Here is an 18,447-nt window from a genome sequence, read left to right as displayed (position 1 = left end):
CTCTCCCCTCAGCGGGAGAGGGGAGCAGCCATTGGCTTGCCTCAGCTCACCGGCTTCACATCAGCTTCGCTTTTCTCGCTGGCGGCCTGCTTGCGGTCGGGCATGGCGCCGCGCGGCTCCAGCTCGCTGCGGTAGGCCATCGCGACTGGCTTGGGCTGCACCGTGTCGCCCGGGCGCACGCGCTGCAGGCCGTTGACGACGATGTTCTCGCCTGGCTTCAGGCCCTTGCGGATCACGCGCAGGCCGTCATGGTTGGGCCCCAGTTCCACTTCGCGGTAGACCAGCTTGTTGGCCTTGTCGACCACCAGCACGAACTTCTTGCCCTGGTCGGTGCCGACGGCGCGGTCGTTGACCAGCACCGCGGCATGTGGCGCACCGCCGCCCAGCTTGACCTTGGCGTACAGGCCCGGCAGCAGGCGACCGTCTTCGTTCTGGAACACCGCACGCACGCGGATGGTGCCGCTGCGCGGGTCCAGTCGGTTGTCGACCGACTGGATCTTGCCCTCATGCGGATTGCCGTCCTCGTTGGCCAGGCCCAGGTAGACCGGCAGGTTGGGCTGGCCACCGCCGGCACCCGGCGCGGTGTAGCGCAGGTAGCTCTGCTCGTCGATCTCGAAGCTGGCATAGACCGGCGACACCGACACCACCGTGGTCAGCGGCGGCGAGGCCGTGCCCGCCGCCACCAGGTTGCCGACGGTGATCTCGGCGCGCGATACGCGCCCGGCCACCGGCGCGGTGATGCGGGTGTAGGCCAGGTTCAGGCGTGCGGTTTCCAGCTGCGCCTGGGCAGCACGCACGTTGGCGCTGGTTTCGCGGGCCGCGTTGATGCGTTCGTCGAACTCGCGGCGCGAGATGGCGTTGTCGTCCAGCAGCCGCTGGGCGCGCGCCTGTTCGGTCTGGGCGTGGGCGGCGCGCACTTGCGCCGCGGCCAGCGCGGCATCGGCACGGGCGACTTCCGCGGCATAAGGACGCGGGTCGATGGTGAAGAGCGGATCGCCCTTCTTTACCAGCGCGCCTTCGCGGAAGTGCACGGCGTCAATGGTGCCGCCGACGCGCGGGCGGATCTCGACGCGCTCCACGGCCTCGACCCTTCCGGAGAACTCGTCCCACTCGGTGATGGTCTGGCCGACCACAGCGGCCACTTCAATCGCCGGCGCGGGCGGCGGGGTGTTGGCGTGGGCTTCACCGCTATGCCACGGGCGCAAGATCGAGCCGGCCACGCCGGCGCCCAGCACCACGACGATGGCGAGGGCAATCAGGGTACGTCGTTTCTGCTGCTGCATTTCTCAAACTCCTGGATCGGGTTTTCTTCAACCGGAAAAGCAAATGGCCGAACGCCGCCTGCCGGTCCGCGTGGGCGGACCGGAACCATGGCCAAATCGATGGTCGGACTTAGGACCGCTTGGGTGTTGCGGCGGTCCTGGCTCTGGCCGAAACAGAGCCGGCTGGCGGTGGTCTGGAGCGGCTCAGCCGGCGGGCTTGGCTCCAGGCCGGCTGGCGTTGGCGTCAGCGCGGCGTTCAGTCAGGGATGAGGTATCGTCGGCCGCGGCCAGACATCGCCGCAGGAACCGCGCACCTTCGTCGACCCATGCCTGACAGCTGTCATGGGTCTCTTCCACGCCGTCGCCGCAGGCGCCGGGCATGATCATGGCCTGGGCCGGCACACCGGCCTTGGCCAGGCGCCCGGCGAAGGCTTCGCCTTCGGCACGCAGCGCGTCGTATTCAGCCACCTGGACCAGCGTGGGCGGCAGCCCGGCCAGGCGCGAGGCCAGCGCCGGGGCGGCATACGGATGCACCGTATCCGCCGGCGTCGGCAGGTAGTCGCGATAGTTGTCGGCCAGGCGCCGCAGGGTGTCCATCGGCACCTGCCCGCCGTCGAACCCCGCGCAAGAAGCGTGCTGCAGGCACGGGTCCGTCACCGGACGGATCAGCCATTGCCCGCGCGGTTGCGCGGTGCCGCGGTCGCGCAGCATCTGCGCCAGCGCGATCGCCAGGTTGCCCCCGGCTTCCTCGCCCACCAGCGCAAAGCGGGTCTTGTCCAGCTTGAGCCGCCGGGCATTGCGCAGCACCCACTGCACCGTGCTGTGCGCGTCTTCCGGCGCCGCCGGGAACGGATGGTCCGGCGCCAGCGAATACGCCGGCGTTACCACCACCGCCGGCACCGTGGTGGCCAGGTCCTGCACCAGCTGGCATGCGTGTTCCAGGCCACCTTCGACGAAGCCGCCGGCATGCAGGTACACCAGCCAGGGCAGCAGCGCCGCGCCCTCGGCGCCCGGCGCCGGATAGCCCGCCGGGTAGCACACCCGCACCAGGATCTCGCGTCCGTCGCTGGTCACCGTATGCTCAGCCACGCGCGCCTGCCCCTGCCCGGCTGCCGTGGGGGCAGTGGCGGCGCTGGCTGCATCAGGGCGTTGGCCTGGCTTCCGGGACATGGCATGCGGCGCACGCGGAAAACAATGCGCTTGAGTGTTGCGATGCAACGGATTATGGTGATTGACGAGGATGGGATAAAGCGAGAGATCGCCAATGCACTGTTCCGGGATTGGAATAATCGCAAACGGCCTCGTCATGCCACTGAAACTCCATATCCCCATGCATGACAAGGTCTTGGATTTTGTGATTCACTCCGGCTCTCGGCACGCGCGGCGGTCTGCCAGGCCGGTGCGCGCCCGGTCGGAAGCGGGAATGGACCCCGCGGCACCGGACGCCCTGACAAACCCATGCCGGAACCCGCGCCCAGCCAGCGCGCAGCTCCGGTGCCAGCCAGCAGGCGGATTCCCCACAACCACAATCAGCAGGGCCGCACGCGCCACGAGCGCGCGCGGCACGCCGTTCGGATCTATCGTCGGAACCTCATCATGGACCGTCTCGTATCAATGCAGGCATTCACCCGGGTCGTGGACGTCGGCAGCTTTGCGCGCGCCGCGGAATCGATGGACTTGCCCAAGGCCACGCTGACCCGCCTGATCCAGAACCTGGAAACCCACCTGGGCGTCAAGCTGCTGCACCGGACTACCCGCCGCATCAGCGTGACCAACGACGGCGCGGCCTATTACGAACGTTGCGTGCGCATCCTGGCCGATGTCGAGGAGGCCGAGCAGTCGCTGACGCGGCATAACAACTCGCCGCGCGGCACGCTCTCGGTGGACACCACCGCGGGACTGGCGCAGCTGGTGCTGGTGCCCCACCTGCACGAATTCTTCCAGGCCTACCCGGACCTGAAGCTGGACCTGACCATCAACGGCAAGCCGATCGACCTGTTGCAGGAAGGCGTGGACGTGGTGCTGCGCGTGGGCACGCCGGTGGAGGAATCCATGGTGGCCCGCCGCATCGGCCATGTGCAACTGGCGTTCTACGCCTCGCCGATCTACCTGAACCGCTTCGGCACCCCGCACGACCTGGCCGAGCTGGCCCAGCACAAGGCAGTCAATTTCCTGTCCAACCGTACCGGCCGTGAGATGCCGTGGCCGATGGCGCGCGGCATGGAGCGCAGCGAGGTGCTGCTGCCATCGGCCATTTCCACCAACGATGCCGAGGTCTACCTGGGCTGCACGCTGGAAGGCCACGGCGTGGCGCGGATCTCGCGCGCCATGGCCGAGCCCTATGTGGCCAGCGGCCGGCTGGTGGAGATCCTGGCCGACTGGCAGACCGACGAGCTGCCGATCTCGGCGATGTATCCACAGAACCGGCACCTGTCGGCCAAGGTGCGGGTGTTCGTCAACTGGGCGGCGGACCTGTTCTCGCGCCACCCGCACTTTGGTGCAGCACAGCAGCGGCTGGCGGTCGCGGCCTGATGGCGTGATTGGCTAGCGGCCTCGCCTGGTCCATTGAATCACTGAAATTGGTCGGTGCCTGCCATGTCAATGATTCAGCGGACTAGTGCGGCATGTAGGACAAAACCGGAAATCGGCCTGGTGCCGGCCAGCCTATACTGTTTCTTCCGAAATCACGATAAGAAGAGGAGTCCGATGAAACAAGTGCTTACCCCCCTGGCAGCCTGCGTTGCCGCGACCCTTGCACTGGCCGGTTGCGCCGGCTCCGGCATGACCTCCTCATCTGCAGCCAGCGCATCCGGTACCAGCGGCAGCGGCAGCGCCAGGGCGACGGCCACGCTCCAGCCCAAGAGCGGCGCCAATACCGGCGGCACCGTGACCTTCCAGCAGCAGCCGGGCGGCGTGATGATGACCGCGGCGATCACTGGCCTGCCGCCCAACTCGGTGCACGGCTTCCACGTCCATGAGAAGGGCGACTGCTCCGCGCCTGACGCGATGAGTGCGGGCGGCCACTTCAACCCGGGCGGCAAGCCCCACGGCCAGATGACCATGCCCGATCACCACGCCGGCGACATGAACAACGTCACCGCGGACGCCAGCGGCAACGTGCGCGTCAGCATGCTGCTGCCGGACCTGACCGTAGGCACGGGCGCCAACGGCGTGATCGGGCGCGCGGTGGTGGTGCACAAGGATCCGGACGACTACAAGACGCAGCCGACCGGGAATGCGGGCGGGCGGATTGCTTGCGGGGTGGTCGCGGCTTCGTAAGCCGCAGGCCCGCTACCGGCGCGTCCAGCGACTGCGGGGTGGGCTCCCTCTACCGCTTGCGGGAGAGGGAGCCCACCATCGGCATGGAAGTTCTTTCCGCCTCTCAATACCCTTTGAAATTCGCATTCACCCGCTGCCGCAGGTAATCCCCCGCGCTGATCGGCGGATACTTGCCCCCCGGCCCTTCGATCATCGCACCGCGGTTGGCCTGGCAGAAGAACGCCATGCTGTAGCGCGGGCCCATGTATTCATCCGGCGCGGGATTGCGCACGCGGTGGAAGTTCGACGGCAGCCGGTCGTCACTCCAGCGCATCAGCATGTCGCCAATATTGCAGGTGATGACTTCCTCGTCCGGCTCGATCGGGGTCCATGCCTGCGCCGCCATCTCCTTGCCGGGGCAGACCTGCAAGCCGCCCTGGCCGGGGCGCTGGAACAGCAGCGTCAGGCAATCGAAATCCGTATGCGCGCCGGCGCGCCAGAGGCCCAGCTGGTCGCGCAGTTCGGGCGGGATCGCGTAGTAGTGCAGCAGCCGCAGCGTGCTCTGGTAGTCCGGCGCCCGCGGATCGTGCGCCTGCGTGAAAAAGTCGCTGGCAAAGCCGAGCTTGCCGGCAAAGCACGACAGCACCTTCATGCCCACCTCCCAACATTGCGCCTCGAAGTCAAGCATGGTGGCGCGGAAGCCTTCCAGTTCGTCATCGCCGGGCCACAGTCCGGCCATATGCGGGCGCGTGATCTGGTAGGACTCCTTCTGGTCCGGGGTGCCGGTCGAGGGGCGCACCTGCGCGCGGCTTTCCCAGCCGGCGTTGTTGGCCTTCTGCAGCGGGTATTGCGCCTTGACGGCGTCGGGCAGCGCGAAGAAGTGCTCGGTCATGGCAAAGGCTTCGCGCACCCTGGCCAGGTCGATGCCGTGGTTGGCGATCTGGAAGAAGCCGACGTCGACCGATGCCTGCCACAGTTCGTCGGCAATTTGCGCCTTGCGCCGCGCGTAGTCGGACAGGTCGATGCGGCGGATCTCGCGCTGGCGCGTTTCCGAACCGAACGCGCCCATGCGCGATTCGCGATGGAGTTCGGCCAGGGCGTAGGCGGTGTCTGGTTGGCTCATGGTGTTCCTTGTGCAAAGCGGGTCAGGGATTGGCCCCTCGCCGGCACAGGCAGACCACCGATGACAACGCACGCCGGGACCACGCGCTCCTGAGGTCGCCTGTGCCAGCCTGCGCGATGGCGAGCGGGGCACGGACTTCAAGAGCAATTCCCGGCCATCTGGCGTGCGTCTGTGACGCGCCGCGGGAATGGTGAACGCTTCTACTCTTGCCTGAGGTTATGCAGGTTCCGGGCCAGGGGTTTTGCACCAGGATCGGAGCAATTGCGCCGGGGATTTCGCCGTGATGGCGCATGCCGGGCAACCGCTTGGTGCATGGCGCCGCGCAGCGCCCGGCACGGATCCTGCTGAGATCGCAACGGAGTAGAAGCGTTCAGCGGCACGCCGCCCGGAAATTGCTCCCGATGATGTGCACGGTCCCCGCGCATGCCCTGGCCGCATGCCGGCGCGGCGTGGTGCCGGCGTCTCGGGAGGCCACGCTCTCCTTCTGCACCCGCGCCAACCGCCCGCGCACGCATCGTCCAGTTACCTTCGTTCCGGAGAATGACATGCGTCGCCGTTCCTTCCTGCGCGCCACTGGCGCCACCGCCCTGCTTGCCGCCACCCCGTTCGCGGTGCCCCATGTCCGCGCGGCGGGCTCGCTGCAGAAGTTCAGGTTCAATCTCGGCTGGAAGGTGGAGGCCTCGGGCGCGGGGTTCCTGCTGGCGCACCAGCGCGGCTACTACAAAGACGCCGGGCTGGACGTCACGATCGATACCGGCAACGGCTCGGCTTCGGCCATCAGCCTGGTCGCGGGCGGCGCCTATGACTGCGCCTCGGCCGACCTGGCGGCAATGATCGAATTCAACACCACCAATCCGTCCGCCGCGCTCAAGGCGGTGGCCATCCAGTACGACCTGAATCCGAACGCGATCCTGGTGCGCAAGGGCAGCGGCATCGTCAGGCCCGCGGACCTGGCCGGCAAGTCCATCCTGGGCCAGCCGTTCAATGCCTCGCGCAAGCTGTTCCCGGTCTTCGCCAAGGCGCAGGGCTTCGACCCCGGCGGCGTGAAGTGGGAGAGCGTCACGCCCGATATCGGCGACACGCGCTTCGTCAAGGGCGACTTCGATGCCGCCGCCTATTTCTTCTTCACCGGCCTGCTGAACCTGAAGGCACGCGGCATGGGGCCAGAGAAGATCACCGTGTTCCGCTTCTCGGACTATGGCATGAAGTCCTACGGCAACGGGCTGGTGGCCAACCGCAAGAGCATGGCATCCGATCCGGAGGTGATGAAGGCCTTCATCAAGGCCTCTACCCGCGGCTGGCTCGACGCCATTGCCGATCCCGCCGCGGGCGGTGCCGCGGTCAAGGCACGCGAGCCGCTGGCCGACCAGGCGCTGGAGACGGAGCGCCTGCGCCTGATCGTCGATGGCACCATGAAGACGCCCGACACCCGGCGCGACGGCTGGGGCGCGGCCACGCCGGCACGGCTGCAGGCAACGCTGGATGAAACCGTCGGCGCCTTCGGCATCAAGGCGCCGCTGACGGTGGCGGACATCTGGACTGACCAGTTCCTGCCCGCACCGCCAGACCGCCGCCTCAAGGCGTAAGGAGCGCACGCCCATGTCTATCTCGTCCTTGGCCGCAGCGATGCGCCGGAGCCCGGCGGCGCGCCGGCACTTCCCGCTCCCGATGCGTAATTGAGCCCGCCGCCCGCGCGGCATGGCAACATGACGGCATTGCCGTAACGATCGGGCCCCGCGAGGGGTCCGACAAGACCGCCATGCCATTGCCGACAGACGCCGCGTTCGTCCCCCACCGCCGCCTGCGCGCCAATTCGCTGCTGCTGTGCTGCGCCGCCCTGCTCGGCGGCTGCGCCTTGCCGCCGCTGGATCACCGCACCGAATCCTTTGCGCTGACGCCCGCCGAATCCCAGGCCACGCCGCTGGGCCAGGCAGTGGCCGGCGAGGTGGCGCGCCATCCGGGGCTGAGCGGCATCCATCCGCTCGAGAACGCCTATGCCGCCTTTGCCGCGCGCGTGCACCTGGCGCGCACCGCGCAGCGCACGCTCGACGTGCAGTACTACATCTGGCGCGACGACCTGACCGGCACCCTGCTGCTGGAAACCTTGCACGAAGCCGCCGACCGCGGCGTGCGCGTGCGCCTGCTGCTGGACGACAACGGCATCGCCGGCATGGACGAATTGCTGGCGGCCATGGACGCGCATCCGCAGGTCGAGGTGCGGATCTTCAACCCGTTCGTGATCCGCCACCCCAAGACACTCAATTTCCTGACGGATTTCCGGCGCCTGAACCGGCGCATGCACAACAAGTCCTTCACCGCCGATGGCGTCGCCACCATCATCGGCGGGCGCAATGTCGGCGACGAATACTTCGGCGCCACCAATGGCGTGCTGTTTGCCGACCTCGACGTGATCGCCGTGGGACCCGCCGCCGGCGACGTGGCGGACGATTTCGACCGCTACTGGTCCAGTGCGTCGGCCTACCCGGTGAACCGGCTGGTGCCGCCGGTCAGCGTAGAACGGCTGCAGGCGCTGGTCAGCAATGCCCGCTCAGTCGAGCACAACCCCGCTGCCGCCACCTACCTCGCGGCGGTGCGCGACCTGCCTGACGTGCAGCGGATGCTGGATGGCACGCTGCAGTTCCAGTGGGCAAGAACGCGCATGGTCAGCGACAACCCCGCCAAGGCGCTCGGCGAGGCGTCGCGCAACACCCTGGTGGCGCACCAGCTGCGTGAAATCCTGGGCGACCCGCAGCGCGAGCTTGACCTGGTCTCGCCCTACTTCGTTCCATCGACGGGCGGCACGTCCTACTTCGCCGACATGGCAAAGCGCGGCGTGGCCGTGCGGGTGCTGACCAATGCGCTGGAAGCCACCGACGTAGCCGCCGTGCATTCGGGCTATGCCAAGCGGCGCAAGGCGCTGCTGGAAGCCGGCGTGGACCTGTATGAGCTGCGGCGCTCGGCCGCGCCCGGCATGAAGGAAGAGCGCGCCGGCCCCTTCGGCAGCTCGGGCTCGAGCCTGCACGCCAAGACCTTTGCCGTCGACGGCACCCGGGTCTTCGTGGGCTCGTTCAATTTCGACCCGCGCTCGGCCACGATCAACACCGAACTGGGCTTCGTCATCGACAGCCCGGAACTGGCCGGCCGGATCGAATCCACCTTCGCCAGCGTGGTGCCGCGCGCGGCCTACCAGGTCAAGCTCGATGAAACCGGCAAGCTGTACTGGCTGGAACGGCGCGGCGACGAAGTCATTCGCCACGATACCGAGCCGAACACCAGCTGGTGGCGCCGGCTTGGCATCTGGTTCCTGTCGATTCTGCCGATCGAGTCGATGCTGTAGAACGGGTTCCCGGGAGCGCGGCCCGTCAGATCTGGTCGAGCAGGCTGCGCACCACATCGGCCAGCCGGCCGGCGCGCTCGCGCCCCTTGGTGTCCAGCGCCATGCCGCTGCCGCCGGCCAGCGCTTTCAGGCCAAACAAGGCATCGCCAAGGTCACGCCAGGCCGGGTAATCGGCATGGATTTTTTCCAGCGCAGCGGCGCCGGCGGCCACCTGCGCGGGTGCGGGGGTGCGGCCGGCAGCCAGGTCTTCCAGTGCCGTGGCCGCATCCAGCAAGCCTTTGCGGTTCATCTGTGTCTCCCCCTGCGATGTCTCTTTTGTCATGGCCGCCGCATGCGGGCAGCCATGACACTGTAGCAGGCTTGCCGGGAGAGGCAACCAGGCTCTGGCAACGCAGGCCTGGCGGCACCGCCTCAGTTGCGCCCGATATCCTGCAGGATGCGGGTCATCAGGTACAGGCGCGGCACGATCGAGTCCAGTTCGATGTACTCGTCGCGGGCGTGATAGCCGAAGCCGGCCAGCCCGAAGCTTTCCACCACCGCGGGCTTGCCCGAGCGCGCGGCATAACTGGCGTCAGTGGCGCCGCCGGTGCCTTCGGCCAGGGCCAGCGTGCGGCCGTCCAGCTCGGCGTAGATCTCCTGCGCGTGCTTGGCCAGCGCGCGGCCGCGCGCGTCGGCCACGAACGGCGGGCGGCCCTCTTCCATCGTCACCGTGGTCTGCGTCTCCGGCACCAGCTGGCTGGACTTGACCTTGTCCTGCAGCGCCAGCTTCAGTTTCTCGGCGGCACCGGCCGCCGTGGTGCGCACATCGCCGTAGGCGACAGCGCTTTCCGGGATCTGGTTGCGCACCGTGCCGGCCTGCGCCTGCGTCCAGTTCAGCTGCGAGCCCGGCACCTGGCTGGCGGTGTCGCGCGTCTGCTGCAGCTGGTGGGCGAGTTCGAGCAGCGCATTGCGGCCGCGCTCCGGCGCGGCGCCGGCGTGGGCGGCGCGGCCCTTGACCTGCATGGTGGCGGTGGCGGTGCCGGAGGCGCCCAGCAGCAGCGACTCGGCCTTGACCACGTCCTTGGCCGCGGTGGGCTCGCACGACAGCACCACGTCGTGCTGCGCGGCAAGCGCGGCAATGGCTTCGCCGGAGCCGACCGAGCCAACCTCCTCGTCCGGGTTGAGCAGCACCGTGATCTGCGCGTAGTCGCGCCAGCCCTGGTTCTTCAGGATCTCCAGCGAATGCAGGATCACGGCGATGCCGCCCTTGTCGTCGGCAATGCCCGGCCCGTAGAGCCGGTTGCCTTCCTCGCGGATGGGCTGCGTGGCCAGGGTGTTGTCCGGGTACACCGTGTCCATGTGGGCGATCAGCATGATGCGGCGTTTGCCGGTACCGGTGAACGTGGCCCTGACCATGGCGCCCGGGCCCTTGGTGACGGGCATGCGTTCAACCTTCGCGCCCAGCGCCTGCAGGCGCTTCTCGGTATAGCCGGCCATCTGCGCCAGCCCCTTCGCGTTGGCGCTGCCGGATTCGATCGACACCATCTCCTTGAGCGACTGCACCAGCGCGGGCTGGGCCGCCTGCGCGGCCGACAGCAGCGCGGCATCGGGCTGGGCGGCACTGGCCAGGGTGCCGGCCCCGGCAAGCGTCAGGGCGGCGGCAACGGCAACATGGCGAACGGAAAACGGCATGGAATCTCCTCGGATTGGTCTTGTTGGTGCCATGCCCCGGCGCATGGGCGGCGTCGCGGCACAACTGCACGATGCTAGCCCTTGCCAGAACCTTAGGGGAGGGTCAATATCGCCAATCGGGATGCCGATCCCGCCACCACATCCTGCTCCTGCCCCACTCATCGCTCCATGCACCCGACCACGCCCCCAGGCATGCCAGCCGCCATCGAGCCGCCGTCACAGATCATCCCGCTGCATGTCCGCCTGCTATGGCTGCCGCAAGCCATGCCGGGCAGCCTGTTCACCACGCTAGACGTGCTCCGCACCGTGGCCGGCGTAGCCAGCCTGCAGCGGCCCGACGCCGCGCCCACGCTGAGCTGGCAGCTGTGCGGCAGCAACGGGCGTACGCTGGCGGCAGACCTGCCGGGACTGGTGTCCTCCACCCGGCGCGCACGCGCCGCGGACAGCCGCACGCTGCTGGTGATTCCGGCCCTGCTGGCCAGCAACGCGCTGCAGCTCGGCGAGATCGTGCAGCGCGATGCCGCGGCGCTGCGCCTGGTGGAGCGCCATGCGCAGGCCGGCGGCTGGATCGCGGCGTGTTCGTCGGGGATGGTCTTTGCGCTGCAACTGGGGCTGCTCGACGGCGCCAGGACCGGCGCGCCGTGGATGTTCCAGAGCTGGATGATGCGCCAGTATCCGCATTGCGACCTCGGCAGCGACCAGGCCATGAGCGTGCACCAGCGTGTGTTCTCGTGCGTGGCGCCGGCGCTGCAGGTGGAATTCATGCTGCGCGTGCTGGGCCACCTGCACAGCCCGGACCTGGCGCAGGCGGCGTCGCGGCTGATGCTGTTCCAGCCCGAGCGCCAGCGCAGCGTGCCGGCGCTGGTGTCGCAACGCTGGCTCAGCCGCACCGCCGACAGCCCGGTGTACCGCGCCATCCAGTGGCTGCAGGACCATGTGTCCGAGCCCTACAAGCTGGCCGCGGTGGCCCAGGCGGCGGCGGTCAGCGAACGCACGCTGCTGCGGCATTTCCGCCAGGTCACCGGGCTGAGTCCGCTGGACTACCTGCACACGCTGCGCGTGGAACGCGCGCGCATGCTGCTGGAAGTCACGCTGCACGGCACGCAGGGCATTGCAGAAGCCTGCGGCTACAGCGACGCCGCCGCGTTCCGGCGCCTGTTCCAGCGCACCACGGGCATGTCAATGTCAGACTATCGCACCCGCTTTGCACTGCGGGCGCGGCGGCGCTACTGGCGCATGGAAGATGCGGCGGTACGGCGCGGCACCGGGGAGTGACCGCGCCCAAGGCAGCGCTCAGGTGCGCAAGGCGATGTGGTTGACCACGTTCTCCACGCCCTGTACGTACCAGGCGTCGCGCTCGGCCTGGCGCCGCGTGTTCTCGCTGGTGACGCAGCCTTCCAGCGTCACCACGCGGTTCTCGGTATGCACGCTGACCTGGCCGGCATCGACGAAGGGATCGGTCTCCAGCACCAGCATCAGTGCCTCGGTGATTTCATCGTCGCGGTCGGCTTCGGCGGGCGCTACCACCAGCTCATTGACCACGCAGCGGCAACCGCGCGACCACCAGGCCAGCACACCTGCCAGGCGCATGTGCGACAGGCTGATCACCTGCCCCCACAGCGTAACCACGCCGTCGTGCACTTCGACTTCAATCCAGCCGCTGCGCTCGCCCACGGCTTCGCGCATGGCCTCGGGCTTGCCCTTGACGCGCGCGCAGATCTTGCAATTGCGGAAATCGATGGCATTGAGCAGGCGCTCGCACACCGCGTCACGCAGTTCGCCGTCGCCTACCTGCATGCCGCCGTCGGCCACGCGCAGGTGATCAATCACGCTGGTTACGCCGTCCACGCGCCGCACCGTCGCCGCGGCCCGGGTCTTGTCGACGATATCGGCCACCTCGCCTTCCAGGATCAGCGCGCCGTCAGAAAGCCGCAACTGGATGATGGGATGGAGGACATGACCCTGATAAGGCACATGCGCCAAGGCTGCGCGCGCCTGCGTCAGCACCGCTTCGCTACTCTGCATTTTGTTCGCCTCGCCCGATTGGTCTGGAGATGGAAGACGCGCGCCCCTGCCTGCAGGCGCGCCTGGCGCGGCGCCGCAGGCTCCTTCACCCCCGGGGCCCTGGCAACCGCTTCCTCATTATAGGAAGCGGTCCGGGAACGGCTCAGGTCTCAGCCAGCGGCTGCCGCGCGCGCGCGGGCCACTTCCTGGTTGCGCAGGATAAAGCGCTGGACCTTGCCGCTGGGGGTCTTGGGCAGTTCGGCGACGAACTCGATCTCACGTGGGTAGGCATGGGCGGCCAGGCGCTTGCGCACGTGCTGGCGCAGCGCCTCGGCCAGTTCCGGCGCGGCGCGGTGTTGCGGGTCCAGCACGACAAAGGCCTTGATCAGTTCAGTGCGCTCAGGATCGGGCTTGCCGATCACCGCGGCCTCGACCACGGCCGGGTGTTCGATCAGCGCGCTTTCCACGTCGAACGGGCCCACGCGGTAGCCCGAGGTGGTGATGACGTCGTCGGCCCGGCCGATGAAGCTGATGCTGCCGTCGTCATTCAGCTCGGCGGAATCGCCGGTCAGGTAGTAGCCGCCGGCAAACCCGCTGGTGGGCGTGCCATGATAGCCGCCGAACCAGCACATCGGCGAGCGCTTCAGGTCCAGCGCCAGCGTGCCCGGCTGGCCCGGCGGCAGTTCGCGCTGTTCATCGTCCACCACCACCACGCGGTGCCCCGGGCTGGCAAAGCCGGCTGCGCCCATGCGCACCGGATGCGCCAGCGCATGGTGGTTGCACAGCACCATGCCCAGTTCGGTCTGGCCGTAGTGGTCGTGGATGGTCACGTCCAGCTCGCTGGCGAACCAGCGGATCACCTCCGGGTTGAGCGGCTCGCCCGCGCTGCTGACCGCACGCAGCCGCCCGCGCAGCGGGCCTGACACGGCCTCGCCCGCGGCGATCAGCAGCCGGTATGCCGTGGGCGAGCCAGCCAGATTGGTGATGCCGTACTTGCGGATCACACGGCATGTGCTCTCCACGGTGAACGGACCATCGTAGAAGGTGGTGGGATGGCCCAGCGCCAGCGGACCCGTGACCGCGTAATACAGGCCGTAGGCCCAGCCCGGATCAGCCAGATTCCAGAAAGCGTCTTCCGCGCGCAGGTCGACCGCGTCGCGCATATAGCCGGCAAACGCAGCGATGGCCTTGAGCGGCACCAGCAGCGGCTTGGCCGGGCCGGTGGTGCCGGAAGTGAACATCATCAGGAAGGGGTCGTCGCCCCGGCGCGGCACCGGCTCGAACGACGCCGGCTGGCGTTCCAGCTCGGCCCAGAAGCTGAAGTCGCCGCGCACCAGGCCGCGGCCTTTGTCCCCGGCCACGGTGACGATGGCGGGGCAGCCATCCACGTCATCCAGCTTGGGGCGGTTGGCGCCATCGGTGACCACCACCTTCGCGCCGGACGCATTGAGCCGGTGCTCGATGGCCTTGGGGCCGAAAGCCGTGAACAGCGGCTGGTACACCGCGCCGGCGCGCCAGGTGCCGAGAATCGTCACCAGCAGTTCCGCATTGCGCGGCAGCAGGCCCGCCACGCGGTCCCCCGGCTGCACGCCCTGCGCCTTCAGGAAGCCGGCAAACTGCGCGGACAGTGCCTGCAGCTCGGTAAACGTCCAGCTGCGCGAATTGCCGTCGCGCCCTTCCCAGAACAGCGCGATACGGCCCGGCAGCGCGTGCCGGTCGCAGCATTCGACGCAGGCATTGATTGCGTCGAGGCTGCCGTGCAGCTGCCGTGCCACGGCGTCGTCATAAGAAAATCCGTCGAAGGCTTGGGCGTAGTCGCGCATGGTGTCTCCTGTATTCCGGCTTGTGCCTTTTGGTAGGTGGCCGCTGCGCGCGGCGTGGCGGCGCGCAGCGGCTGCCGCAAGAGTGTGCGCGAGCGCCAGGGGAGCAGGCAATAACCGATTCCGCCAGCGCGGCTGACGGTTTTTGCCATCCCTGCCGTGAGCCCTGAGGCGTTCCCCGTGGCATCCTTGACGCGGCACCGCCCGGCGCCGACGATACGGGCATCACCGCCAGGAGACAGCGCATGTGCACCAACTACGCCCCGGTCCAGCGCCGGATCCTGCGCGAAATCTTCGGCGTGGAACCGCCGCCGGGGCTGTACAAGGCTGAAACGTATCCGGACTACGCAGCGCCGATCGTGCGCGCCGCGGACGATGGCGCGCGCAGTGGCGCACTGGCCTCGTTCGGCATGGTGCCGCGCCCGCGCATCGCGCCCGGCGCACGGCGCTTTGACACCACCAATGCCCGCAGCGAGACCGTCGGCGAGCGTCCCGCCTTTGCGCGCTACTGGCGCCAGGGCCAGTTGTGCCTGGTGCCGGCCACGGCGTTCTATGAGTTTGCGTATCCCGACGATGCAGTGCCCGGCGGCCCGCCCGGCAAGCCGGTGCGCTGGCGCGTCTGGCTGCCCGGCGAGCCGGCCTTCGGCATTGCTGGCTTGTGGCGCAACTGGCCGGACCAGTCGCTGTCCTTCACCATGCTGACCATCAACTCGGCCCAGCACCCGGTGATGCAGCGCTTTCACAAGCCGGGCGAGGAAAAGCGGTCAGTGGTGATCGTGCCGCGCGCGCAATGGGACGACTGGCTCGCCTGCCGCGATCCCGAGGTGGCGCGCACCTTCCTGACGCTCTTGCCCGCGGCCGCGATGCAGGCCGAACCGGCGCCCAAAGTGCAGGGAGCGCCGATCCCCGACTCGGAGTAGGCGCGCCGCTATCGCCGCCATCGCCGCCAAATTTGCACGGAAATTTCGCGACGACACCCCAGCGCACCCCGCCGCGGGCGACAAAGCCCAGCACGCCAAACAGTTTGAAGCGATAGGGACGATTGGGAAGCCGGCCTCTGCAGAGCGATCGGTTTTCCACTTTTCTACGATGTCAGGTCTATTTTTAACGCTGTAGCATAAAAATGCTGTTCGACCCCATTTCTTGCTGCTACAGTAAATCTGAATGGAAATCGAGTTTGACCTGCCAAAGGACGCTATCAACCAACGTCATCACGGGTTGTCACTGGCCGCCGCGGGGTTGATGGACTTTGGTAGCGCCCTGCTGAAGATCGATGACCGCAAGCCTATGGCGAAACCCGCTACATCGCATACGGGCCGATTGGTCCGCGACTGTATTGCCTGGTATTCACCATTCGCGGCGAAACGTTACGGGCAATCAGCCTGCGTAAAGCCAACTCCCGAGAGGTGCGAGACTATGAACAGGAAATCTGACCTCATCATGCCCACGCCCGCAGAGGACGCCGCCATTGCGCGCGGCATTGCCGCAGACCCGGATGTGGTGTCCTTGCCGACCGGGCAAATCAAGCGCATGCGTGCCGCGCGCGAGGTACTCGAGCAGGTCGTGGGAAAAGAAAAAGCGGATGCGCTGGTGAAGCGCCGTGGCAGGCCAGCCAAGCCGGCTGACGAGCGCAAGGTCAACCAGACGCTGCGGATCGATCCCGATGTGCTGGAGGCCTACAAGGCAACCGGCAGCGGCTGGCAAACGCTGATGAACGACGCGCTGCGCGACTATGCGAAATCGCACCGGATGCTGCCCCGGCGCTAAGCCGGACGAAGCCGGCACCGGGCACCGCCAGCCAGTCAGCCAGCCAGTCAGCCAGTCAGCCGGCCAGTCAGCCGGCCTGCAGCCGGCCCAGCAACCGCCGCCCCGCCTCGATCACCGCCGCATCGGGCTGCACCTGGTAGCGCACGATCATGCCTTCGATGCACAGCATCGCTTCTTCTGCCACTGCCTGCGGCTGGTCCAGGCCCAGGCGCGCGGCGATGCCGGCGACGAACGCCGCGAGTTCGGCCTTGTGGGCGGCCGCCTGCTCCGCCGCGCGCGCGTCCCCGCCCGCCTCGGCCACCACGTTGATAAAGGCGCAGCCGCGGAAGTCGCGGCCGAACCAGTCCGCCAGCGCATCGGCGATCACGTCCAGATGGGGGTGTGCCGCCAGGCGGGCTTCCACGTCTTGCCGGAACCACGCCATCCACTCGTCATGCCGGCGCGCCAGGAACGCCGAGATCAGCTCGTTCTTGGAGGCGAAATGCCGGTAGAGCGACATCTTGGCCACGCCGGATTCGGCAATGATCCTGTCGATGCCGGTGGCGCGATAGCCCTCCTGGTAGAACAGGCGGGCAGCGGTGTCGAGGATGCGGTCGCGGGCGGAAGGCGTGGCCATGGTGGCGGCGGAGTCGGTAATGGGAGCGGCCGGACAGCGCCCTGCGCCATCCGGCCTCTATCGGTCGATACTATGACAGACAGACCTGTCTAGCAAACCTCGCCTACTCAGGCTTCGAGCTTTGTCGCCGCATCGCGCAGCGCCGTACGCAGGCCCTCTTCCACCACCGGATGGTAGAACGGCATGCCCAGCATCTGCCCGATGGTCAGGCCCTGCTGGTAGGACCACGCCAGCAGGTGGGCGATGTTCTCGGCACGCGGGCCGGTCCATTCCGCGCCCAGGAAGCGACCCGTGGCCTTGTCGGCATAGACGTGCATCAGGCCGCGGTTCTTCAGCATCACGCGGCTGCGGCCCTGGTCCTCGAAGCTGACCTCGCCGGTCACGAACGTGCCTTCGGCCAGGTCGGCGTAGCGTTGGCCAACCATCGCGATCTGCGGGTCCGTGAACACCACCGCGATCGGCGCGCGGCGGGCCAGCGGCTGCACCTGCGGATAGCTGGCGGCGTTCTCGCCGGCGGCCTTGCCTTCGTCGGCGGCCTCATGCAGCAGCGGCAGGATATTGTTGGCATCGCCGGCAATGAACACCGGCGCATTGCCGCACTGGAGCGTGCGCGCATCGAACAGCGGCACGCCGCGCGCATCCAGCGCGAGGCCGGCGTTCTCCAGGCCCAGGCCGCGCACATTGGGCACGCGGCCAGTTGCAGCCAAGGCATAGTCGAAGCGCTCAGTGACGCTGCGGCCCTCACGGTCGAGATAGGTCACGACCACCTGGTCGCCGTCGCGGCCCATGTCGGAGACCTTGGCGTCCGGGTCGAGATAGAACTCGTCGTTGAAGGTCTTGGCCGCGTGGGCACGGATCACCGGGTCGGTCAGGGGCCCGAGCGAGCCGCTGACGCCGAACACGCGCACCCGCACGCCCAGGCGCGACAGGGCCTGGCCCAGCTCCAGCCCGATCACGCCGGGGCCGAACACCACTACGCTGTCGGGCAGGTCTTGCCACGAAAACACATCGTCATTGACGATCAGGCGGTCGCCGAACGCCTGGAACGGCGCCGGCAGCATCGGCGCGGAGCCGGTGGCGATGACCACGCGGCTGGCGCGCACGGTGGTGTGCCCGTCCACTTCCAGCGTGGTGTTATCGATAAACCGGGCGTAGCCGCGGATGCGGTCGGCCGCGGGGATGTTCTCCACGCCGCGCACCACGAAGCCGACAAAGCGGTCGCGCTCGCTGCGCACACGCGCCATCACCTCGCGGCCGTCGATGCGGATCTGGCCATCGACGTGCACGCCGAACGGCGCGGTGTGGCGCAGTTCGTGCGCGGCCTCGGCGGCGGCGATCAGCAGCTTGGAAGGCATACAACCCACACGGGCACAGGTGGTGCCATAGGGGCCGCCTTCGATGATCACGGCGCGCTTGCCCGCGGCGATGGCGGCACGGTAGGCGGCAAGGCCTGCAGTGCCCGCGCCGATCACGGCGACGTCGGTCTGGATGGTGGTCATGGCGGTCAGTTCCTTTGTCTTGATGGCGTCAGGCTGGTGTCAATCAGCGGGCTGGATGGGGCCGCCATGCCGTCGGGCAAGGCGGCCCCA

Annotated in this window: 17 protein-coding genes; 8 read left to right on the top strand and 9 right to left on the bottom strand. The window is 68.1% G+C overall.

Going from position 1 to position 18,447, the window contains the following annotated elements; translation table 11 throughout:
- Positions 1 to 41: 41 nt before the first annotated feature.
- The gene (locus tag A3A5_RS0133020; protein WP_018314721.1) at positions 42 to 1,283 is read right to left on the bottom strand and encodes an efflux RND transporter periplasmic adaptor subunit; all 1,242 of its coding nucleotides are present in this window, start codon (positions 1,281 to 1,283) and stop codon (positions 42 to 44) included.
- A 183-nt stretch (positions 1,284 to 1,466) separates the two neighbouring features.
- Positions 1,467 to 2,432 (bottom strand): alpha/beta hydrolase, encoded by a 966-nt coding sequence (locus A3A5_RS0133015; RefSeq protein ID WP_026201377.1) that lies wholly within the window; start codon positions 2,430 to 2,432, stop codon positions 1,467 to 1,469.
- 426 nt (positions 2,433 to 2,858) lie between these two features.
- Here A3A5_RS0133015 and A3A5_RS0133010 point away from each other — a divergent pair, with 426 nt between their 5' ends.
- Together A3A5_RS0133010 and A3A5_RS0133005 are read left to right on the top strand one after the other, a co-directional pair.
- Positions 2,859 to 3,794, top strand: a complete 936-nt coding sequence (locus A3A5_RS0133010; RefSeq protein WP_026201376.1) for a LysR family transcriptional regulator — start codon at positions 2,859 to 2,861, stop codon at positions 3,792 to 3,794.
- A 174-nt stretch (positions 3,795 to 3,968) separates the two neighbouring features.
- The gene (locus A3A5_RS0133005; RefSeq protein WP_018314718.1) at positions 3,969 to 4,541 is read left to right on the top strand and encodes a superoxide dismutase family protein; all 573 of its coding nucleotides are present in this window, start codon (positions 3,969 to 3,971) and stop codon (positions 4,539 to 4,541) included.
- A gap of 103 nt (positions 4,542 to 4,644) precedes the next feature.
- Here A3A5_RS0133005 and A3A5_RS0133000 read toward each other — a convergent pair whose 3' ends face one another.
- The gene (locus tag A3A5_RS0133000; RefSeq protein ID WP_018314717.1) at positions 4,645 to 5,643 is read right to left on the bottom strand and encodes an isopenicillin N synthase family oxygenase; all 999 of its coding nucleotides are present in this window, start codon (positions 5,641 to 5,643) and stop codon (positions 4,645 to 4,647) included.
- 545 nt (positions 5,644 to 6,188) lie between these two features.
- Here A3A5_RS0133000 and A3A5_RS0132995 point away from each other — a divergent pair.
- Together A3A5_RS0132995 and A3A5_RS0132990 are read left to right on the top strand one after the other, a co-directional pair.
- Positions 6,189 to 7,229, top strand: a complete 1,041-nt coding sequence (locus tag A3A5_RS0132995; protein WP_026201375.1) for an ABC transporter substrate-binding protein — start codon at positions 6,189 to 6,191, stop codon at positions 7,227 to 7,229.
- A gap of 173 nt (positions 7,230 to 7,402) precedes the next feature.
- Positions 7,403 to 8,980, top strand: coding sequence for a phospholipase D family protein (locus A3A5_RS0132990; RefSeq protein ID WP_026201374.1), 1,578 nt, complete (start codon positions 7,403 to 7,405; stop codon positions 8,978 to 8,980).
- A 25-nt stretch (positions 8,981 to 9,005) separates the two neighbouring features.
- On the opposite strand, the gene A3A5_RS0132985 is transcribed toward A3A5_RS0132990, so the two are convergent.
- Positions 9,006 to 9,269 carry a hypothetical protein gene (locus A3A5_RS0132985; protein ID WP_018314714.1) on the bottom strand — a complete coding sequence of 88 codons (264 nt, stop codon included), beginning with the start codon at positions 9,267 to 9,269 and terminating at the stop codon, positions 9,006 to 9,008.
- A gap of 122 nt (positions 9,270 to 9,391) precedes the next feature.
- Positions 9,392 to 10,651, bottom strand: a complete 1,260-nt coding sequence (locus A3A5_RS0132980) for a M20/M25/M40 family metallo-hydrolase (protein ID WP_018314713.1) — start codon at positions 10,649 to 10,651, stop codon at positions 9,392 to 9,394.
- 192 nt (positions 10,652 to 10,843) lie between these two features.
- Here A3A5_RS0132980 and A3A5_RS0132975 point away from each other — a divergent pair, with 192 nt between their 5' ends.
- Entirely contained in the window at positions 10,844 to 11,926 is a 1,083-nt protein-coding gene (locus A3A5_RS0132975) for a GlxA family transcriptional regulator (RefSeq protein ID WP_018314712.1), read from the top strand.
- Between the two features lie 18 nt (positions 11,927 to 11,944).
- On the opposite strand, the gene A3A5_RS0132970 is transcribed toward A3A5_RS0132975, so the two are convergent.
- Positions 11,945 to 12,676, bottom strand: coding sequence for a BON domain-containing protein (locus tag A3A5_RS0132970; protein ID WP_018314711.1), 732 nt, complete (start codon positions 12,674 to 12,676; stop codon positions 11,945 to 11,947).
- Between the two features lie 149 nt (positions 12,677 to 12,825).
- Positions 12,826 to 14,478, bottom strand: coding sequence for an AMP-binding protein (locus A3A5_RS0132965; RefSeq protein WP_018314710.1), 1,653 nt, complete (start codon positions 14,476 to 14,478; stop codon positions 12,826 to 12,828).
- A 242-nt stretch (positions 14,479 to 14,720) separates the two neighbouring features.
- On the opposite strand from A3A5_RS0132965, the gene A3A5_RS0132960 reads away from it, so the two are divergent.
- From A3A5_RS0132960 to A3A5_RS0132955, 3 genes are all read left to right on the top strand, one after another.
- On the top strand, positions 14,721 to 15,395 hold the full coding sequence (locus A3A5_RS0132960) for an SOS response-associated peptidase (protein WP_018314709.1): 675 nt from the start codon (positions 14,721 to 14,723) through the stop codon (positions 15,393 to 15,395).
- Between the two features lie 384 nt (positions 15,396 to 15,779).
- Positions 15,780 to 15,908: a BrnT family toxin gene (locus A3A5_RS45835; protein ID WP_081624045.1), complete on the top strand. Its 129-nt coding sequence runs from the start codon at positions 15,780 to 15,782 to the stop codon at positions 15,906 to 15,908.
- Positions 15,892 to 16,242, top strand: coding sequence for a BrnA antitoxin family protein (locus tag A3A5_RS0132955; RefSeq protein WP_026201373.1), 351 nt, complete (start codon positions 15,892 to 15,894; stop codon positions 16,240 to 16,242). The genes A3A5_RS45835 and A3A5_RS0132955 overlap by 17 nt, the downstream gene beginning before the upstream one ends.
- 67 nt (positions 16,243 to 16,309) lie before the next feature.
- On the opposite strand, the gene A3A5_RS0132950 is transcribed toward A3A5_RS0132955, so the two are convergent.
- Both A3A5_RS0132950 and A3A5_RS0132945 read right to left on the bottom strand, forming a co-directional pair.
- The gene (locus A3A5_RS0132950; protein WP_018314707.1) at positions 16,310 to 16,858 is read right to left on the bottom strand and encodes a TetR/AcrR family transcriptional regulator; all 549 of its coding nucleotides are present in this window, start codon (positions 16,856 to 16,858) and stop codon (positions 16,310 to 16,312) included.
- Between the two features lie 107 nt (positions 16,859 to 16,965).
- Positions 16,966 to 18,357 (bottom strand): dihydrolipoyl dehydrogenase, encoded by a 1,392-nt coding sequence (locus A3A5_RS0132945; RefSeq protein WP_018314706.1) that lies wholly within the window; start codon positions 18,355 to 18,357, stop codon positions 16,966 to 16,968.
- Positions 18,358 to 18,447 lie beyond the last annotated feature (90 nt).

This window comes from Cupriavidus sp. UYPR2.512 (assembly GCF_000379565.1).
GTDB lineage: Bacteria > Pseudomonadota > Gammaproteobacteria > Burkholderiales > Burkholderiaceae > Cupriavidus.
This window is presented reverse-complemented; position numbering and strand designations above follow the sequence as displayed.